This window comes from Azoarcus sp. L1K30 (assembly GCF_018122735.1).
Classification (GTDB): Bacteria; Pseudomonadota; Gammaproteobacteria; order Burkholderiales; family Rhodocyclaceae; genus Parazoarcus.
This window is the reverse complement of sequence record NZ_JAGRRD010000001.1, coordinates 3,213,852-3,232,281: the sequence shown is the minus strand read 5'-3', so window position 1 is coordinate 3,232,281 and position 18,430 is coordinate 3,213,852. Positions and strand designations below refer to the sequence as shown.

At 64.0% G+C, this 18,430-nt stretch carries 18 protein-coding genes and 1 pseudogene; 10 read left to right on the top strand and 9 right to left on the bottom strand.

All coding sequences use genetic code 11. The annotated features are described in order from the left end of the window. The first annotated feature begins 6 nt into the window (after positions 1-6). Genes J5J83_RS14930 through J5J83_RS14915 form a run of 4 tightly spaced genes read left to right on the top strand, consistent with a single transcriptional unit; the run spans position 7 to position 2,825 of the window. Positions 7-924: a type II secretion system F family protein gene (locus J5J83_RS14930; protein WP_249115736.1), complete on the top strand. Its 918-nt coding sequence runs from the start codon at positions 7-9 to the stop codon at positions 922-924. A gap of 1 nt (position 925) precedes the next feature. Beyond that, positions 926-1,603: a glutaredoxin domain-containing protein gene (locus J5J83_RS14925; protein WP_212350454.1), complete on the top strand. Its 678-nt coding sequence runs from the start codon at positions 926-928 to the stop codon at positions 1,601-1,603. 14 nt (positions 1,604-1,617) lie between these two features. Continuing rightward, a complete protein-coding gene (locus J5J83_RS14920) occupies positions 1,618-1,995 on the top strand; it encodes a DUF192 domain-containing protein (protein ID WP_212350452.1) in 378 nt (125 codons plus the stop codon). Further along, a complete protein-coding gene (locus tag J5J83_RS14915; RefSeq protein WP_212350450.1) occupies positions 1,992-2,825 on the top strand; it encodes a TadE/TadG family type IV pilus assembly protein in 834 nt (277 codons plus the stop codon). The genes J5J83_RS14920 and J5J83_RS14915 overlap by 4 nt, the downstream gene beginning before the upstream one ends. Positions 2,826-2,870: 45 nt before the next feature. Here the strand turns inward: J5J83_RS14915 and J5J83_RS14910 are convergent, their stop codons facing one another. Next, positions 2,871-3,470: a DUF924 family protein gene (locus J5J83_RS14910; protein WP_212350448.1), complete on the bottom strand. Its 600-nt coding sequence runs from the start codon at positions 3,468-3,470 to the stop codon at positions 2,871-2,873. A 292-nt stretch (positions 3,471-3,762) separates the two neighbouring features. Between J5J83_RS14910 and J5J83_RS14905 the strand changes: the two genes are divergently transcribed. Further along, complete coding sequence (locus tag J5J83_RS14905; RefSeq protein ID WP_349251900.1) at positions 3,763-5,352, top strand: methyl-accepting chemotaxis protein; 1,590 nt, start codon at positions 3,763-3,765, stop codon at positions 5,350-5,352. A 58-nt stretch (positions 5,353-5,410) separates the two neighbouring features. Here the strand turns inward: J5J83_RS14905 and J5J83_RS14900 are convergent, their stop codons facing one another. The 3 genes and pseudogenes from J5J83_RS14900 to J5J83_RS14890 all read right to left on the bottom strand — a co-directional run bounded on the left by J5J83_RS14900 (position 5,411) and on the right by J5J83_RS14890 (position 6,791). After that, positions 5,411-5,587, bottom strand: coding sequence for a hypothetical protein (locus J5J83_RS14900; RefSeq protein ID WP_212350444.1), 177 nt, complete (start codon positions 5,585-5,587; stop codon positions 5,411-5,413). A 41-nt stretch (positions 5,588-5,628) separates the two neighbouring features. Continuing rightward, positions 5,629-5,718, bottom strand: a pseudogene (locus J5J83_RS23255) (DUF924 domain-containing protein); the annotation flags it as partial. Between the two features lie 140 nt (positions 5,719-5,858). Continuing rightward, entirely contained in the window at positions 5,859-6,791 is a 933-nt protein-coding gene (locus tag J5J83_RS14890; RefSeq protein ID WP_212350442.1) for a LysR substrate-binding domain-containing protein, read from the bottom strand. Between the two features lie 121 nt (positions 6,792-6,912). Between J5J83_RS14890 and J5J83_RS14885 the strand changes: the two genes are divergently transcribed. The 4 genes from J5J83_RS14885 to J5J83_RS14870 are packed head-to-tail and all read left to right on the top strand — an operon-like array spanning position 6,913 to position 11,209. Then, the gene (locus J5J83_RS14885) at positions 6,913-7,371 is read left to right on the top strand and encodes a (2Fe-2S)-binding protein (RefSeq protein WP_212350440.1); all 459 of its coding nucleotides are present in this window, start codon (positions 6,913-6,915) and stop codon (positions 7,369-7,371) included. Positions 7,372-7,382: 11 nt separating this feature from the next. Next, on the top strand, positions 7,383-9,596 hold the full coding sequence (locus tag J5J83_RS14880) for a xanthine dehydrogenase family protein molybdopterin-binding subunit (protein WP_212350438.1): 2,214 nt from the start codon (positions 7,383-7,385) through the stop codon (positions 9,594-9,596). A 12-nt stretch (positions 9,597-9,608) separates the two neighbouring features. After that, on the top strand, positions 9,609-10,631 hold the full coding sequence (locus J5J83_RS14875; RefSeq protein WP_212350436.1) for an XdhC family protein: 1,023 nt from the start codon (positions 9,609-9,611) through the stop codon (positions 10,629-10,631). Then, complete coding sequence (locus tag J5J83_RS14870) at positions 10,631-11,209, top strand: nucleotidyltransferase family protein (protein WP_249115735.1); 579 nt, start codon at positions 10,631-10,633, stop codon at positions 11,207-11,209. The genes J5J83_RS14875 and J5J83_RS14870 overlap by 1 nt, the downstream gene beginning before the upstream one ends. Positions 11,210-11,241: 32 nt before the next feature. Here the strand turns inward: J5J83_RS14870 and J5J83_RS14865 are convergent, their stop codons facing one another. Beyond that, a complete protein-coding gene (locus tag J5J83_RS14865; RefSeq protein ID WP_212350434.1) occupies positions 11,242-11,880 on the bottom strand; it encodes a pyridoxamine 5'-phosphate oxidase family protein in 639 nt (212 codons plus the stop codon). 99 nt (positions 11,881-11,979) lie between these two features. Here J5J83_RS14865 and J5J83_RS14860 point away from each other — a divergent pair, with 99 nt between their 5' ends. Beyond that, complete coding sequence (locus tag J5J83_RS14860; RefSeq protein WP_212350432.1) at positions 11,980-13,416, top strand: PLP-dependent aminotransferase family protein; 1,437 nt, start codon at positions 11,980-11,982, stop codon at positions 13,414-13,416. Between the two features lie 56 nt (positions 13,417-13,472). On the opposite strand, the gene J5J83_RS14855 is transcribed toward J5J83_RS14860, so the two are convergent. The 4 genes from J5J83_RS14855 to leuA all read right to left on the bottom strand — a co-directional run bounded on the left by J5J83_RS14855 (position 13,473) and on the right by leuA (position 18,168). Further along, positions 13,473-14,138, bottom strand: a complete 666-nt coding sequence (locus J5J83_RS14855; protein ID WP_249115734.1) for an FKBP-type peptidyl-prolyl cis-trans isomerase — start codon at positions 14,136-14,138, stop codon at positions 13,473-13,475. A gap of 217 nt (positions 14,139-14,355) precedes the next feature. Beyond that, positions 14,356-15,153, bottom strand: coding sequence for an MOSC domain-containing protein (locus tag J5J83_RS14850; RefSeq protein ID WP_212350430.1), 798 nt, complete (start codon positions 15,151-15,153; stop codon positions 14,356-14,358). Then, positions 15,150-16,262, bottom strand: coding sequence for a GGDEF domain-containing protein (locus J5J83_RS14845; protein WP_212350428.1), 1,113 nt, complete (start codon positions 16,260-16,262; stop codon positions 15,150-15,152). Before J5J83_RS14845 ends, J5J83_RS14850 begins: the two co-directional genes overlap by 4 nt. A gap of 205 nt (positions 16,263-16,467) precedes the next feature. Continuing rightward, positions 16,468-18,168, bottom strand: coding sequence for a 2-isopropylmalate synthase (leuA, locus tag J5J83_RS14840; RefSeq protein ID WP_212350426.1), 1,701 nt, complete (start codon positions 18,166-18,168; stop codon positions 16,468-16,470). Positions 18,169-18,430: the final 262 nt, after the last annotated feature.

The following is an 18,430-nucleotide window of genomic DNA, read 5'->3' as shown; positions in this document are numbered from 1 at the left end:
ATGGCCATGGACGAGGACACCCTGATCATTGTCGTGCTCGCCGTCATGACCGGCCTATCGATTGCGCTTGTTGCATGGACGCTTGGCCGCGCTGTCGCTGACGTGCCGGAGGAAGATCGAGCGTACAAGGATCCGCCGCCCGTCGGCTTCCGCCTGGCATGGTGGCCGATTCAGTGGATCAGCTTCTATATCGAGCCTTTGCTGTCTGACAAACGCGCTGCGGCGATCATGGGCAAACTGAGAAAGGCGGGGCTCGACTATTCGCTGCGTCCAGCCCAGTTTGTCGCGTCCAGGCTCATCGGAGCCGTGCTGGTGGGCGTGTTGTGCGACTGGCTGCTCGATTCCTTTGATCAGAGCCGCAGTGGCGGCCCGCGCTTTGCCGAAGCACTGTACTGGCAGGCCGCCCTGTTCGGTGCCTTGTTCGGATGGGCCTATCCGGCGATCTGGTTGCGCGACACCATCCAGGACAGGCGCCGGGCACTGCTCAAGGCGCTGCCCTTCTTTCTGGATATCGTCACCTTGTGTGTCGAGGCCGGGCTCAACTTCCAGGGCGCCCTGCATCAGGCCGTGCTCAAGGGCCCGAAGGGCGTGATGCGCGACGAGTTCCAGCGCGTCATGCGCGACATCCGCGCCGGCAAGCCGCGTGCAGAGGCCTTGCGTGCGCTGGCTCAGCGCCTCAACGAAACACCGGTCACCAATTTCGTGGCTTCCGTCATTCAGGCCGAACGTCTGGGCATGAACCTGGGACCGGTCCTTCGAGCGCAGGCCGATCAGCAGCGCATCGAACGCTTCCTGCGTGCGGAGAAGCTCGCCATGGAAGCGCCGGTCAAGATGCTCTTCCCCCTCATCGCGTTCATCTTTCCGTGCACCTTCATCGTGCTGTTCTTTCCCATTGTCGTCAAATTCATGGAGGCGGGTATCTGAAATGAGACCACTCAATTGTCTGAGAATGATCGTCGTGCTCGTCGTTGCGATGCCTGCACTGGCACCGGCCCAGGATCTGGGCTCAATCCTGAGCGGCGTCGTCGGGCGAACCTTCGGCGATGCTGCAAGCAAGGCATTGCGCTCCATCACCACGGTGTCCATTGGGCGCATCCTCGACGGCACTTTGCGACCGGCCGACACCGAGGGCAAAGTCATCCTCTACCGCAATGCGACCTGCGGGTACTGCAAACAGGCTGCGGCCTACATGCGCACCCGAAACATCCCCTTCGTGGAACGGGATATCAACAGGGACAAAGCCTACTATGAGGAATACCGAGCCTATGGCGGTAACGGCGGTGTTCCGCTCATCGTATTCGGTACCGAAACGATGAGCGGCTTCAGCCCAGCGGCCTTCGACAGGCACTATGCGGCGATGCCATCCAGGGCAGCCCCCGCGACCGGGCCTGCGGGTTTGCAGGCGGGCGACCTGTTGCGGGTGAAGTTGAAGACGATCGCGGTCCGTGTGGCGCCCGACCGCAGCGCCAGGGAGCTCGGTGCGCTCGAACGATCGGATAATGCGGTCTACATGGGTGAAGAGCGCAATGGCTTCTATCGCGTGACGACAGCCGAGGGCGAGGGCTGGATCGACAAACTGCTGGTTGGCAGTCCGGGCACATGAAGGCTGGTGTGATCATGTGTCACCCTGCGGACGCAAGTGTCGTGGGTCGCAGTGGTGAACGTCGCTTTGCGCTGGAGGTCGCCGCCGGATTTTGGGCGCGATTTCGTGGCCTCATGTTGCGCGCCTCGCCGCAGGAGACAGTTGGCCTGCTGCTGTGGCGCTGTGCCAGCGTGCATACCGGCTTCATGCGCTATGCGCTTGACGTCGCCTACCTCGACCAGACCGGGCGCGTGCTGCACTGCGTAAGCGGACTCGAGCCCTGGCGGGTTAGCTTCGGTCCGCGCGGCACGCTGCATACGCTCGAGTTCAAGGCCGGAGACATCGAAAGTCTGGGTATCGGCGTTGGGGATCAAATCGCGCACGTCGTCTTCGAGGCCCGGGACGCCAGATGACGTGTACCTTGCACCGCTTGCGCCACCGCGGCGCGGCCATGGTCGAGTTCGTCGTGGTCGGGCCGGTGCTGACGCTGCTCGGATTGGCGAGCCTGCAATACGGCCTGCTCTTTTTCAACAAGAATCACCTCAATCACGCCACCTTCATGGCGGCGCGGGCTGGCAGCGTGCAGCATGGCGAAGCCGGTCCCATCCAGACCGCCTTGGCCCGTGCGCTGATCCCGGTATACGGCGGTGGGTCCAGCACGGCCGAGCTGGCAACATCCTATGGGCGTGCCCAAGCCGATGTCAGTGCGTTCAGCCGCATCGAGATCCTGAACCCGACGCGGGAGTCCTTCGATGACTGGAACTCCGCGGCGCTCGAGGACAAGTACGGCAAGCGCGCCATCCCGAACGGCCAGCTGATCGCGAAGAATCCGGAGGCGATCGGCCCCCGTTCCGGACAGAGTCTGCAGGACGCGAACCTGCTCAAGCTGCGGGTGACGTATGGCTATAAGCCGACCGTCCCGCTGATGGGCCCGATCTACAGTCGTTACCTCGCTTGGCTCGATACCGGTGGGGATGCCTTTAATACCCGGCTCATCGCCGCGGGGCGCATCCCAATGGTGTCGCACGTCACCGTACAGATGCACAGCGATCCGCTCGAACCCGAGGATCCGGTTTCCAGCCCCGGTTTGGGAAATAGCGGTACCCCCTCGGACCCAGGGGAGCCTCCCGTTGTCGACACGCCACCGCCGGATTGCGGAAGCATCGGCTGCACCACGCCACGTGGCCCCTTGCCGCCCAAAGGCGGTGGTGCAGGCAACGGTGGCGAAGCGCCATGCCATTGAACCTTTGCCCAGTCCGTCTGCAGCCCGTGTTGAGGAAAATGGGCGTTAGAAGCCTGAGCCGGGTTGGCGGAGGAAGGCCGCCTCTTCGGCTGTCGACACGCGCCCGAGTGCGGCATTGCGATGCGGAAAACGGCCGAAGCGGTCCACGATTTCACGATGGCGGCGGGCAAAGTCCGCAAAACCGTCAAACGCGGGACGGACGTGAGGAGGGACTTCGGTGGCGAGGGCTTCGAATAGTCGAACGGCTTCCGCCTGGTCGTCGCGGTTCTCGGAATGTTCCAGCGGGAGATAGAAGAAGACGCGCTCGATGGGGCGGCATCGGCGATCGATACCTCGGCTGATTGCGGCATTGCTCCAGCCCAGCGCGCGTTCGTCGAACGCAAAGGCGCGCGCATCGTTGCGGTAGATATTGCGCGGAAACTGGTCCGTCAGCAGGATCAGGGCGAGGTGGCCAATGGGTGTGTGCAGCCATGCATCGAGATGCCCGTCTCCAGCCTGGATGACCAGTGGCTCGAAGCGTGCCCGTATCGCGGCATCGACCTCGTCGCGCTTGCTCCACCATAGCGCGGATTGCTCGGCGATGGTCGTCGCATCGTCGGTAGTGGTTCCGAACCAGAAGGTGCAGATGGTTTCGGCTGTTTCCATTTGGTGGCTCGGTATCACGCGGAGGGCTGCCGGTCATGCGGTGGCCACAGGAGGTGGCCGTGAATCGCGCTGATTTACGCTGCAGGCGAAGTGACTCAACAAGCTTGCTAAAGTTCAGGAGATCGCAACCGTTAGCGATCTAAGTCCGTATGTTTGTGTTGCACGATGCCGCAGTCCGGGACTGGCTTGCAGACGTTGCAAGCCTCTGCGAGAGCGTATTTCAAGACCAAACGGATTGGCGTGGTGCGAGGGAGGTTATATGTTCCGATCGATGACGTTGCGAAGCAGGTTGGTGCTTACGGTGCTTGTGGCCATGCTTGGCATGCTCGGGTTGGCGTCGTTTCAGCTGTTTCATCTGCGTGCGCAGATGCTCGAGGACCGCAAGGTGATGCTGCGCGCGGCCGTCGATTCAGCCATGTCTGCGGTGTCTGGATTCGAGGCGCGTGAGAGCCGGGGAGAGTTGTCGCGTGAGGCAGCCCAGGAACAGGCGCGCAGCGTCTTGCGAAGCATGCGCTATCTCGACGATCAGTATTTCTACGCGTATGACACCAAGGGGATGGGGGTCGCCCACCCCGTGCGTCCCGAATATGAGGGAGCCAGTCATTGGGACCGTAAGGACAAGGAGGGGACGTACACGGTTCGTAACCTCGTGGCGGCTGCGGTGGATGGAGATGGCTTCACCAGTTCGCTCACGCCCAAGCCGGGTAGCGACATCCAGATCGAGAAATTGCAGCATCTCAAGCTCTTCAAACCTTGGGGCTGGGTGATCGGTACCGGTTCTTATGTGGATGACCTCGACGCCAAGTTCTTCAAGGTGGCGCGTGGTGTGTTGATAGGTGCCGCGCTTGCGTTGGTGCTCGTTGGTGCCGTCGCATGGACGATTGCCCGCTCCATCGCCCGCCAGATTGGCGGCGAACCGCTCACGGTGATGCAGCTCATGGGGAAGGCAAGTGCAGGTGATCTCACAGTGGATGTCGGTCATGCGCCGGCGGGCAGCATGCTGGCGTCGTTGGGCGCGATGGTCGATAGCCTGCGCGGCATGATGCGGCAGTTGGGCGAAAACGCGCACAGTCTGGTTGGCAATGCCGAGCATATTGCGAACGCGTCCAATCAGGTTGCAATCGCGGCACGTAATCAGTCGGATGCGACGGCCAACATGGCCGCCGCCATCGAGGAATTGACAGTCAGCGTTACCCATATCTCCGATAGCGCAAGCGAGACCGAGTCCAACTCTGCAAGGGCTGCGGAGCAGGCCGGTGTGGGCGAAGGAACCGTCCTGGATGCTGCGCGTGAGATCGGTGAAATTGCCCGGAGCGTGACCGGGGCCGCAGAGCGAATTCGTTCGCTCGGCGTGCGTGCAGACGAAATCTCCACCATCGCGAACGTGATCAAGGAGATTGCGGCCCAGACCAATCTGCTTGCGCTCAATGCCGCGATCGAGGCGGCCAGGGCCGGCGAGCAGGGGCGCGGATTTGCAGTGGTTGCGGACGAGGTGCGGGGGCTTGCCGAACGTACCGCTTCGGCAACACTGAAGATCGAGGAAATGGTCGGTGCCATTCAGGGTGAAACTGCTTCGGCAGTGAAGTCGATGGACGAGACCCTGCCCCAGGTCGAGCGCGGGGTGACCCTGACGCGGAAGGCCGCAGACGCGTTGAATGCAATTCGCGGAGGCGCCAACGAAACACTCTCACGTGCGCAAGAGGTCGCATTGGCTACACGCGAACAGAGCACGGCAAGCACCGCCATTGCGGGGCAGGTCGAGAACATCGCGCAGATGGTCGAGGAGACCAGCGCCACCGTGGGGAGCACGGCCGATTCGGCGAAATCGCTCGAGAAGATCGCCCTCGACCTCAAGACACTCATCTCCAGATTCCGGTATTGAGCTTCCGGTGTTGGCCGAAACGGGTTGGCCGATGTACATCGGGTTCACGGCCACCTGATCACGACAGCTGTTGATACGGACTCTTACGTACCACGCTGTCGGGATCGGACAGCGGGGTGCCGCACCGGGTCTCGATCGGTACGGCACCCGCCGGCCACTGCATGTCCTCGTCGTCGTCCTTGCCCCCGGCGTTGCGGATCTTCGCCGATGCTTCGGACAGCTGGATGCGCCGCACGGATCGAACGCAAAGGCGCGCACTTCGTTGCGGTGGATGTAGCGCGAAAACTGGTCCTCCAGCAGGATCTGGCCGAGATGGCCAATGGGTGTCTGCAGCCATGCATCGAGATGGCCGTCTCCAGCCTCGATGACAAGTGGCTCGAAGCGTGCCTGTATCGTGGCATCGACTTCGTCACATCGGCGGCGGTAGTGCCGAACCAGAAGGTGCAGACGCTTTCAGCTGTTTCCACGTTGTGTTCCTTGCCGATGGCCTTGCGTGCGCAGATTGCTCAATTCGTTGCTTTCCGCGCTGAGTTGGCGGCCTGGAAATAGTCTATGAATACCCGCAGTCTCGCCGGCATATGGGTCGTGCCAGGAAAGTAGAGGTGCGCCGCCCCAAGTGTCGGTGCGTATTCATCCAGTGTCGTGACCAGGCGCCCGGTCTCGATATCGTCCATCGCGCTTGATTCGACCACTTGCGCAAGCGCCAGTCCGCGGCGGGCGAGGTCGATCTCGGCGACGAAATCGTTGACGACAAAGCGACCGTTGACTTCGATCTCCAGCCGCTGTCCGTTGTGCTCGAGGTCCCAGCGTGCGATGCGACCGCTGGTGGTGAAGCGAAAGCGGACGCAGTCATGTGCTGCGAGGTCTTCAGGCGTGTGCGGCGGCGGATTGCGCCGAAAATAATCGGGCGTGCCGACGATGCGCATTCGTGATGGACGGCTGAGCGCCACGGCGACCATGTCGGCCTCGATGCAACTGCCCAGGCGGACCCCGATGTCGAAGCGTCCGGCGACGATGTCGGTGAGACCGTCATCGAGGTAGAACTCGAGGCCTATAGCTGGATAGCGCGCAGAAAAGTCGACAATATGCGGTGAAAACAATTCGGCATAGGCGATTCTCGACAATGCAATCCGGACCGTTCCCGCGGGCTGGCCACGCACATCGCCAAGCGCGCTCAGCGCACCGCCGAGCTCGGCCAGGCCGCGGCGGACACTATCGAGGATGAGTGCACCCTCTTCGGTGAGGCTCACACGTCGTGTGGTGCGCGCCAGCAGACGCACGCCCAGGCGTTTTTCCAGGGCACGAAGCGACTGCGAGAGCGCAGACGGCGAGAAGCCCATTTCTGCAGCCGCGCGGCTGAAGTTCGCGTGACGGGCAACGCACTCGAAGGTGGCCAGGGCGGGCAGGAGTGCGGGGTCGATTTGTAAGTCTGGCTTCATTGCTCTTTCAGCATTGCTGCGTCGATCTTCATAGCCAAACAGTCTAATCTTTATCGATCAAGGCAGCGTCGAATCCTGCCACCCGATTGCAGATCATCCCCTTTCCGCGAGGAGCCGCCCGATGACCACTTTTATCCTGAACGGACAGCGTGTCGATACCGACCTGTCCGACGACACCCCCTTGCTGTGGGTCTTGCGCGACGGCCTCGACCTGACCGGGACCAAGTTCGGTTGCGGCATGGGGCTGTGCGGTGCATGTACCGTACATCTCGATGGCGAACCTGTGCGGTCGTGCTCCACTCCGCTGTCTGCGGCTGCGGGCAAGAAGATCACCACCATCGAAGGCGTCGATGCCGTCCGCGCGGGCAAGGCCGTGCAGGCCGCGTGGCAGAAGTTCGACGTGGTGCAATGTGGCTACTGTCAGTCCGGACAGATCATGTCGGCCACCGCGCTGCTGGTCGCCAATCCCAAGCCCAGTGATGAGGAGATCGATGCCGCGATGGGCGGCAATATCTGTCGCTGCGCGACCTACGTGCGCATCCGCGCAGCCATCCACGAAGCGTCCTCTGCCCTGGCGTAAAGGAGCGCAACATGAAAAACCGAATCGAGAACGTTTCCCGTCGTGATTTCTTCAAGGCTGGCGCAGGGCTGACTCTGGCGCTCGTGTTACCGGCCGCGCGGGGTGCCGCCGCCAGGGTTGGCGGCCCCGGCATCGCCGGGGCGGTGCCGGTGGCCGCAGCTGGTTTCGAACCCAATGCCTTCGTCCGCATTGGCACCGACAACACAGTGAGGGTATTCGCCAAGCACCTGGAAATGGGGCAGGGCACCTACACGGGGCTTGCGACGCTGCTTGCCGAAGAGCTTGATGCCGGCTGGGAACAGGTCGTGGTCGAGGGCGCACCTGCCGACGTCGCACGCTACAACAACCTGTTGTGGGGGCCGGCGCAGGGCACGGGAGGCAGCACCGCGATCGCCAATTCCTTCGAGCAGATGCGCCATGCCGGCGCGGTGGCGCGGGCCATGCTGGTGCAGGCTGCGGCCGCGCGGTGGAAAGTCGCAGCGGATTCGATCGTCGTCCGCGCGGGTGTGTTGAGCCATGCACCGAGTGGGCGCAGCGCGCGCTTCGGCGAACTCGCCGAGGCTGCTTCGGGCCTGCCGATGCCGGCGACGGTCATGCTCAAGGACCCGAAGGATTTCACCCTCATCGGCAAGCATGTGCCACGCAAGGACAGTGCGGCTAAGACCACCGGCCGCGCGGTGTTTACCCAGGACGTGAAGCTGCCCGGCATGCTGGTCGCCGTGGTGGCGCATCCACCGCGTTTCGGTGCCACCGTGCGCGGCGTCGATGACAAGGCGGCGCGGGCCGTGGCCGGCGTGGTCGATGTGGTGCGTATTTCGTCGGGCGTTGCGGTGCTGGCCGGTGACTACTGGACGGCAAGGAAGGGGCGCGAGGCGTTGCGCATCGAGTGGAACGAAAGTGCTGCCTGGCGGGGGAGTTCGGTACAACTGTTTGAAGACTACCGCAAGCTTGCGGCCACCCCGGGTGCGATCGCGCGCAAGGATGGCGATGCCGAGGGCGTGCTGGGCAAGGCTGAAAAGCTCATCGAAGCCGAGTTCGATTTTCCCTATCTCGCGCACGCGGCGATGGAGCCCCTCAACTGCGTGATGAAGCTGGATGCAAATGGCTGCGAAGTGTGGAATGGCGAGCAGTTCCAGACCGTCGACCAGGCCACGGTGGCAGCCGTCCTTGGGCTCAAGCCGGAACAGGTAAAGCTCAACATGCTCTTTGCCGGCGGCAGTTTCGGGCGTCGTGCCAACCCGCAGTCCGACTATCTGGTGGAGACCGCGCACATCGTCAAGGCCATCGGCGGACGTGCGCCGGTAAAGCTCGTGTGGTCGCGCGAAGACGACATGCGCGGAGGGTATTACCGCCCGCTCTACCTGCATCGTCTGCGTGCGGCGCTCGATGCCAAGGGGATGCCAATGGCGTGGTCGCAGCGCATCGTCGGTCAGTCCATTGTGCTCGGTTCGCCCTTCGAGTCGATGATGATAAAGGATGGAGTGGATGCCACGACGGTGGAAGGCGCGGCCAACCTGCCTTATGCCATCCCCAACCTGATGGTGGATTCCCATACCACCAATGCGCTGACCAAGGTGCCGGTGCAATGGTGGCGTTCCGTCGGCTCGACCCACACCGCATTTGCGACCGAGGTGTTCCTCGATGAACTGGCCTTGGCCGCTGGCGAGGATCCGGTATCGTACCGGCTCAAGTTGCTCGGCGCACATCCGCGCCACGCCGGAGTGCTTCGGCTCGCTGCGGACAAGGCCGGCTGGTCCAGGCCGCTCGCGGACGCGAGCAAGGGCGGCAGGCGTGGTCGCGGTGTCGCGGTGCATGAATCCTTCAACAGCTTTGTTGCCCAGGTCGTGGAAGTCACGGTCGCCGCCGATGGCAACTTCAAGGTGGACCGCGTGGTCTGCGCGGTGGACTGCGGCATCGCGGTCAATCCGGATGTCATTCGCGCGCAGATGGAAGGCGGCATCGGTTTCGCCCTGGCGGCGGCATTGAGCGGCGAAATCACGCTGAAGGACGGTCAGGTCGAGCAGTCCAACTTCCACGACTACACCGTGCTGCGGATCAACGAAATGCCGGTCGTCGAAGTGCATATCATGCCATCGGCGGCAAAGCCCTCGGGGGTCGGCGAGCCCGGCGTGCCACCGCTCGCTCCGGCGCTGGTCAACGCGCTGCATGCGGCCACCGGCAAGCGCATCCGCAAACTGCCGATTGGCGAACAACTCAAGGCCTGAGGAGCGCTCATCGTGGACAGTCTCGACCTGGAGGTCCTGCAACGCGCGCGGCAGTGGCTCACCGACGGAAAGCGGGTGCTGTTGGCCACCGTCGTACGGACATGGGGTTCGTCGCCACGTCCGCCGGGGGCACTGCTGGCTTTGCGCGAGGACGGACGTGCGGTGGGTTCGGTGTCGGGTGGCTGCATCGAGGACGATCTGATGTACCGCCTGCGTGCTGAAGGCATGCCGCAAACCGCGCGCATGGTGAGCTATGGCGTCGGTGCCGAGGAGGCGCGGCGTTTTGGTCTGCCCTGCGGTGGAACGATGGAACTCGTGCTCGAGCCGCTCGCGGAGCCTGCGCCGCTCGATGCCCTGCTGGCAAGACTGGTGGCGGGGGAACTGGTGGAGCGCCGGTTGCATCTGCCCAGCGGCAGCAGCACGCTGGCGCCGGCACATCCCGAGCAGGGCCTGAGTTTCGACGGCGAAACCCTGGTCAGCGTATTCGGCCCGCGCTATCGCCTGTTGCTGATCGGCGCCGGCCAGTTGTCCGCCAGTCTGGCACGAATGGCGCTCGCGCTGGACTTTGCGGTCACCGTCTGCGATCCGCGCGAGGAGTGGTTCGAGGAATGGAGCGTGCCCGGTACCGTGCTCACCCGCGAGATGCCCGACGATGTCGTGATCGGCATGCGGGCGGACGCGCGCACTGCAATTGTTGCGCTTACCCACGATCCCAAACTCGACGATCTTGCACTGATGGAGGCATTGCGCTCCCCGGCGTTCTACGTGGCCGCATTGGGCTCGCGGCGCAACAACGCCGCACGTCGCGACCGCCTGCGCGAGTTCGATCTCGACGCCACGCAGGTGGCGGCGTTGCGCGGGCCGGCCGGGCTCTACATTGGCAGCCGCACACCGGGTGAGATTGCGGTATCGATCGCAGCGGAACTGGTCGCGGTGAAGAACGGCGTGGTGCCCGAGCGTGTCTTGCCGGTGGCGGAGGCCAAGGCGGCGCTGGAGCTGGCCGGGAACACCTTGTCCGCCTGCGCCCGTAGCTGATGCAAGGTATTCTGCTCGCGGCCGGCTACGGTCGACGCTTCGACCCCGAAGGCAGGCATGACAAGCTGCTCGCACCACTTGCGGACGGCCGCCCGGTGCTGTGGCACAGTGCCCGCGCCCTGTGCCTGACGCTTCCCGGAAGTCTCGCCGTGGTGCGCCCCGGTCAGGCCGAGCGCGTGCGCTGGCTGCGGATGGCGGGATGCGAGATCGTCGAAAGCGTGCTGGCTGAGCAGGGCATGGGTGCCGCATTGGCGGTTGCCGTCGGCGCAAGTCGCCATGCCGAGGGCTGGGTGGTGGCGCTGGCGGACATGCCCTGGTTGCCGTCGGAAATCGTGCGCCATGTTGCGCGGGCTATCGATGAGCCGACGCGGGTGGCTGCCCCCTTGTTCGAAGGCCGGCGCGGTCATCCAGTGGGTTTCGGACGGGCCTGGGGTGCGCGCCTCGGGGCGCTGACCGGAGATGGCGGCGCTCGCGATCTGCTGCGCAACGCAGAGGTTCGCCTGCTTGAATGCGGAGAAGCAGGTGTGGTCCGTGATGTTGACCGCGTGGCGGATCTTGGCGCGGCCCTCGGCGACTGAAGCGTCGACTGCTTCAGTCGCGCCGGGAACGCTTACTTCAGCTGTTGATACGGAATCTCGCGCACCACGCTGTCGGGATCGGTCAGCGGGGTGCCGCGCTTGCTCTCGATCGGCACGACCCCCGCCCACACCGGCCACTGCATGTCCTCGTCGTCGTCCTTGACCCCGGCATTGCGGATCTTCGCCGACGCTTCGGACAGCGGGATGCGCAGCACTGACGTCGCATTGAGCTCCTTGAGCGTCATCGGGCGCAGTTCGTCCCAGCGACCGGTGGCGAACTTTTCGATCAGCGGGCGCAGACGGCGAGTCTTCTCGTCGGGATCGTCGATGATTTCAAAGCGGCCATAGATGACGACCGAACGGTAATTCATCGAGTGGTGAAACGCCGAGCGTGCATAGACGAGGCCATCGACCATGCACAGGGTGACGCAGGCGTCGCCCGCGGTCAGGGCCTTGAGCATCCGTGACGCCTTTGCGCCATGGATGTAGAGATGCTCGCCGTCGCGCCAGTGGATGGTGGGCAGGGCATGCACCGCGCCTTCGTGTTGAAAGGCGACGGTGCATACCGACGCTGCATCGACAATGGCGGCAATGGTACCGGCATCGTAATGACCGCGGTCCGGCAGGCGGCGGACGCGGGTCCGGGCGGAGGGGGCAGGGTGACCGTTCATGGGGTGTGCTCGCGAATGTGTTGGTGAATCCGGTTATCACTTTATGTTGCTTGTGGCACCATCGATAGCGCCACAAACCGAGATCTGACTGGAGCCACCATGGCGCTGGACTGGCTGCTTGCCGCCCCGCTACCGCCGGCCGTACCGCGCCAGCGTCTGCTGTATCAGCGTTTGCGCGATGCCATCTTGTGCGGTCGCATCGCGGCCGGGACGCGCTTGCCCGCCAGCCGCCGTTTGGCGGCCGAACTCGGCATTGCGCGCAATTCGGTGATGTTCGCCTACGAACAGTTGGTGGCCGAGGCCTGCCTCGTGGCCGATCGCCACGGCACCCGGGTCGCGGCGCTGCCTGCGCTGGCCGCGGATTCGGGGCGGACACACGACCGGACCTTGCCCGGCCTGTCGCAGCGCGCAGCGGCCGCGATGCAGCCCGAAGTCGGGCGCGACGCCGAAACGCTGCCGTTTGCGCCGGGCGTGCCCGATCTCGCGGGTTTTCCGTTTCGCAGTTGGCGGGCAAGCCTGGATCGCGCCTGGCGCGAGGCCAGCACCCGTCAGCTCGGCCATACGCCGTATGGCGGCGAACCTGCGCTGCGTGCCGCGCTTGCCGGGCAACTGTCTACGGTCCGGGGCTTCGCGGTGAAGCCGGAACAGATCGTGATTACCGGTGGCACGCAGTCCGGGCTGGATCTGTGCGCACGCTTGCTCGCGGACAGTGGCGATACCGCGTGGGTGGAAAATCCTGGTTATCTCGCAGCCCGTGCGGCGCTGAACCTGGCCGGGTTGAAAGTGCACGCGGTGGCGGTGGATGGCGAGGGACTCGCGCCGGGGGAAGGCGATTGGCAGGCGCATCCGCCGCGCCTGATCATGGTGACGCCCTCACATCAGTATCCCACCGGACAGGTGATGTCGCTGGCGCGCCGGCTGACGCTGATCGAGCGCGCGCGGGCGGAGGGGGCATGGATCATCGAAGACGACTACGACAGTGAGTTCCGCCGCGGCGGCCCGGCGCTGCCGGCAATCTATGGTGTGCAGCACGATGCGCCGGTGGTGTATGCCGGCACCTTCAGCAAGACCCTCTATCCGGGGCTGCGTATCGGCTATCTGGTGCTGCCGTCAGCAGTGGCCGACGATTTCGTCCGTGCCGCCGGCCAGGCGACGCGGCCCGGACAGGGCATCGAGCAGGCCGCACTGGCCGATTTCATTCGCCGCGGACACTACACGACGCATTTGCGTCGCATGCGCAAGCGCTACGCGCTGCGTCAGCGCGCCTTGCGTGCGGCACTGGCTGCGCATCCGGGCGCTGAGGTGCGGGTCAGTGGCGGCGAGGCCGGCTTGCATCTGGTGCTGTGGCTGCCGCAGGAACGTGCCGATGTGGAGGTGGAGGCGCGTGCCAATCGGCTCGGGCTCGGGGTACGAGCGCTGTCCCGCTATGCGCAGGCGCCGGTGCGATGCAATGGCCTGGTGCTGGGCTATGGCAATATCGACGAGGCGCAGATCGACGGGCTGGTGCGCAGATTGCGTCAGGCCATGGCGGTGTGACGCCGGGGCGCCCGGAAGAGGCCCGACCGGGAGGACTTGCCGGTCGGGCGCGGGCATTACTTGGTCTTGACTTCCAGCAGCTCGATATCGAACACCAGGGTGGCACCCGGCGGGATCACGCCGCCGGCGCCGCGGTCGCCATAAGCGGTGTCGGGCGGGCAGGTGAGGCGGGCCTTGCCACCGACCTTCATCATCGCCACCCCTTCGGTCCAGCACTTGATCACGCCGTTGAGCGGAAACTCGGTGGGTTCGTTGCGCTTGTAGGAGCTGTCGAATTCGGTCCCGTCGGGCAGCGTGCCACGGTAGTGGACCTTGACGGTGTCGGTTGCGGCCGGCTGCGCCCCAGTGCCTTCAGTGATCGACTGGTACACGAAGCCGCTCGGCGCCTTGACCGCGCCCTTTTCGGTCGCGGCCTTGGCGAGCAATTCCTTGCCCTTCGCTGCGCTCTTCTCGGCGGCAGCGGCCTGGCGAGCCTGGCCGAGCGCGTTGACCTTGGGTCCGTAGACTTGCAGATCGACCGCGCTCTTCGCCCCGACGGTGGCATCCTGCCAACCCTTCTGAACGGACTCGAGCTCGCTTGCGGTGAGTTGAAAGACGGCCGTCTGGCGGGCAACGAGTTGGCCAAGTGCGTAAAGGGTCTTCTGGTCTTCGGTCATGTCGGCAGCGTGTGAGGTGGCAGTGATGAGCGCAAGGCCCAGTGCGATAAGGGTTGGTCGGGTCATTGATTGAATTCGGGATGAAGGTAAGTAGGGAGTATCGCCGGCGTCGGGTACCGTAACATTCTGTCCGCAGCGGGCGAAGAAAAACGTCTCGGCGTATCGATACCGGCACGCAGCGTACTGCCGACCGGCCCGGCTTGGCAAATGTCGGGCGTATCCCCGGCATTTTCAGATGCGCGCTTGCCGTGCCGGTTTGGCGGCGGATTCGCGCCGACAGGGGCTATTCGAGCACCTCGACGCGCATGCCGGTCTCGAGCCTGCCCGGGCCATCATGAATGAGGTTCTGGCCGAAGAACACCATGTTGCCGTGTCGGCGGTAGGTGGTCAGTGTGCGTAGGGGCTCGGGACCACGTAGCCCGGTGGCCGGGTCAATGGTGGGAATGGCGCAGCGCGAGCACGGCTTTACCACGCGGAACACCACCTCGCCGATGCGGATGACGCGCCAATCGTCTTCGGCATGGGGCGCACACCCCGTCACCACGATGTTGGGCCGGAAACGCAGCATCGGCAACGGGTGTTCGAGGCGGGCGTTGAGCGCGTCGAGCGAGGCCTGCGAAATCAGCAGGAAGGGAAAACCGTCGGAAAAGCCGGTCTGGTCGGCGGGGGTGGCGAAAGCGGGATCGACGGCACGCACCACATCCGGCGCAAATTGTACCAGCCGGCAGGGGCGTTCGAGAAAGCGACCAAGCCAGTCTGCCGCTTCCGGGCCGGCAAGGCTTGCATCGACGCTGTCCTTCCACACCGTGACCGGCAGCCGCGTGTCTGCGGCCGGGGCAATGGCGATATCGGGCATACCCGGCGCGCGCAGCGTCAGCCCGCCATCGTCGCCGACCGAGGCATCCACCAGCGCCATTCGCGGCAACTGGCGCTGGGTGAGAAAGTGGCCGCGCTCGTCGACGACCATCCAGTGGCGGTCGAAGCGAAAACCCCTGGCATCGATCTCGAGTGCTGCGTGGGCGTCCCCGCGCAGGGACTTGACCGGATAGCGGTACAGTGCGCTGACAGTCAGTGTCGTCACGCTTGGTCTCCTGCGAGGTCGGCGCTGGCGACGCAGTTGCGTCCGCGCCGCTTGGCCAGATAGACCCCTTCATCGGCGCGGCGCATCAGATCGTCGGGCGCGTGCATCATCGCCGTGCGCGATGCGACGCCGATGCTCACGCTGCCGGGCCATTCGCCTGCGCCGGCCGCGACCCGCATCGCGTTGACCCTCGACCGCATCGATTCAGCCAGTTGCATGGCACCGCTGAGTGGTGTGTCGGGACAGATGACGAGGAACTCGTCGCCGCCGAGGCGGCACACCAGGTCGTCGGTACGCACCGAATCGGCCAGCGTGCGTGCAAGCGCGGTCAGCACGATATCCCCCGCATCGTGGCCCCAGCTGTCGTTGACGGTCTTGAAGCCGTCGGCGTCGATCATCATCACCGAGAGCGTGTCATCCCCGTCGTGCCATTCCAGACCGAGGCGGCGCATCGCGTGGCGACGGTTGGGCAGGCCGGTCAGTACGTCGGTCAGCGACAGCGCTTCGAGATTGCGGTTGGCGATGGCCAGTTCGCGCGTGCGTTCTGCGACCTTTGCTTCGAGCGTCTGGTTCAACTCGTGCAGCTCGCGGTTTTGTTGCGACACCTGCGAGAACAGACCGCTCAGTGCGGCGAGCAGCGGTTCCGTGGCGCGTGTGCCGAGCCGGGCATCTTCCTTCAAGGCTTCGGCCGGGCTGAGTCCCTGGCTGATCAGCCTCAACTGCCTCGCCATCGACAGGTCCGATCCGAGGATGTGGTAAGCCAGCCAGTGGATGAGAAAATTGAGCAGGCGATTCGATACTTCGGGCGTCATCGTGGCCTGCGCAAGGCGTGCGATCTCGTCCACGAAGTTCTCGTGCTCGCGCGATTGCGATTCCAGGTGCTGCGGGTCGATACCCTGCGCGGCCATCATCGACTCTTCGGCGGCAAAGTGAAAGCGGGTATAGGCGTCGAGCTCGTCGATCAATACGCTGAGCGAGCCGAGGCCGGGCGCCGCCGAGTTCGACAATACTTCGCCGATGCGGTTGATGATTCGCACCAGTTCCATATGTTGGGTGTCGACTTCATCGATACCGGTGACGAAGTGTTCGTCCCACTGGAATGAATCCATCCTGCTTCCCTTTCAATATGCAGTGCAGAGCCGATTCTTTCACAAATGCGCATGCAAGGGCCGCATGTGATGTCCGGACGCCTTCACAATTGAAGCCGTGCGTGATGGATGACGCAAAATGCGGCTGCCGAGATTCTTCGCGGCAGCCGCATTTCAGTGCAGTGTCGGAACGTCGTGTGCTTCCTTGCCCGATGGTGCTGCGTCCTCAGGCGGCACGCGCCACCGGTTCGCCAGCTGCGACCGGATCCAGGCGGTTGATGCCACTGACGATGGCACGGACAGACGCTGTGACGATGTTGTTATCGACGCCCACGCCGTAGCAATCCTTGCCACCGTCGCTGCCTGTTAACTCGACGAAGGCGCAGGCTTGCGCATTGCCGCCGTCGTCGCTGGGCGCGATCGAGCGCTCCTCGAAGCTGCGTACCTGGACATCGATGCCGACAGTGCGCAAGGCATGAACCGCGGCGTCGATCGGGCCGTTGCCCTCACCGGCCAGCACATGCTGCGTGCCTCCGATCTCGACCACGAGGCGGATGCCCTGTGCGGCTCCGTGCTCGAACAGGTGGTGTTCGCAGTACCGCACCGGGCTCACTGTATCGAGGTAGGTGCGAGAGAACAGCGCCCAGATGTCCGCTGCGGCCATCTCGCCGCCACTCGCATCGGTGACTTTCTGCACTTCGCGTGAGAACTCCACTTGCAAGCGGCGCGGCATCGCGATGCCGTACTCGGTTTCGAGCAGGTAGGCGATGCCGCCCTTGCCCGACTGGCTGTTGACCCGGATCACCGAGTCGTAGCTGCGCCCGACGTCGGCCGGGTCGATCGGAAGATAGGGTACGTTCCACGGTGCGCCGGCCTTTTGAGCAGCGAATCCCTTCTTAATGGCGTCCTGGTGGGAGCCGGAGAAGGCCGTGAATACGAGATCCCCCACATAGGGGTGGCGTGGGTGAATGGGGAGCTGGTTGCAGTACTCTACGGTGCGTGCAACCGCGTTGATATCGGAGAAGTCGAGGCCGGGATTGATCCCTTGCGTGTACATATTGAGCGCGAGGGTGACGATGTCCACGTTGCCGGTGCGCTCGCCGTTGCCGAACAGGCAGCCTTCGACACGGTCGGCACCGGCCATGAGGCCGAGCTCGGCGGCGGCAACGCCGGTGCCGCGGTCGTTGTGCGGGTGCAAACTGAGGATGACGCTGTCGCGACGGGCGAGATTGCGGTGCATCCACTCGATCTGGTCGGCATAGATGTTGGGCGTCGCGACTTCGACCGTGGCGGGAAGATTGAGGATCACCTTGTTGTCCGGCGTCGCGCCCCATTCGGCGGTCACCGCATCACACACCTCGACGGCGAAATCGATCTCGGTGGCGGAGAAGGTTTCCGGGCTGTACTCGAGCACGAATTCGGTGTCGGGCTGTTCGGCGGCAAGCTGTTTGATCAGGCGCACGGCCGATACCGCAAGCGCGACCACTTCGGATTTGCTCATGCCGAACACGACTTCGCGGAAAGTCGGCGACGTCGCGTTATAGACGTGGATGATGGCCCGGCGCGCACCGCGCACCGATTCCATGGTACGGCGGATGAGGTCTTCACGTGCCTGGGTGAGGACTTCGATGGTGACATCGCCCGGAACGTGATTGCCTTCGATGAGCTGGCGCACGAAATCGAAATCGGTCTGCGAGGCCGAAGGAAAGCCGACCTCGATTTCCTTGAAGCCGATATCGCACACGGTGCGGAACATGCGCATCTTGCGCTCGGCGTTCATCGGCTCGAACAAGGCCTGGTTGCCGTCGCGCAGGTCGGTGCTCATCCAGATCGGCGCTTTGTCGATGACACGGTTCGGCCATTGCCGGTCGGCGAGCCGGATCGGTGCAAAGGGACGGTACTTGGCAGCTGGATTGTGCAACATCATGGCGTGTTCCTCGATCTGTTCTGGGCCCGAAGGCGATAAGGAGCATCTTACGCAGGGCGGTGGCGCAGACGATTGCAAGTTACGTAGTGAATCTCACGGTTGTGAGAACAAAATTGCATGGAAAATATGATTGTCGGCAGATTCGTTCATAAATTAACGAACTCATGCTTTTCCATGTACCTGGTCGAGTTAGCGAGCCTGATTTCGTCAGTGTCGACTTCTCGAGATCTGAGCTTCCCCGGGTGCCGGGAGGCGGTTCTGT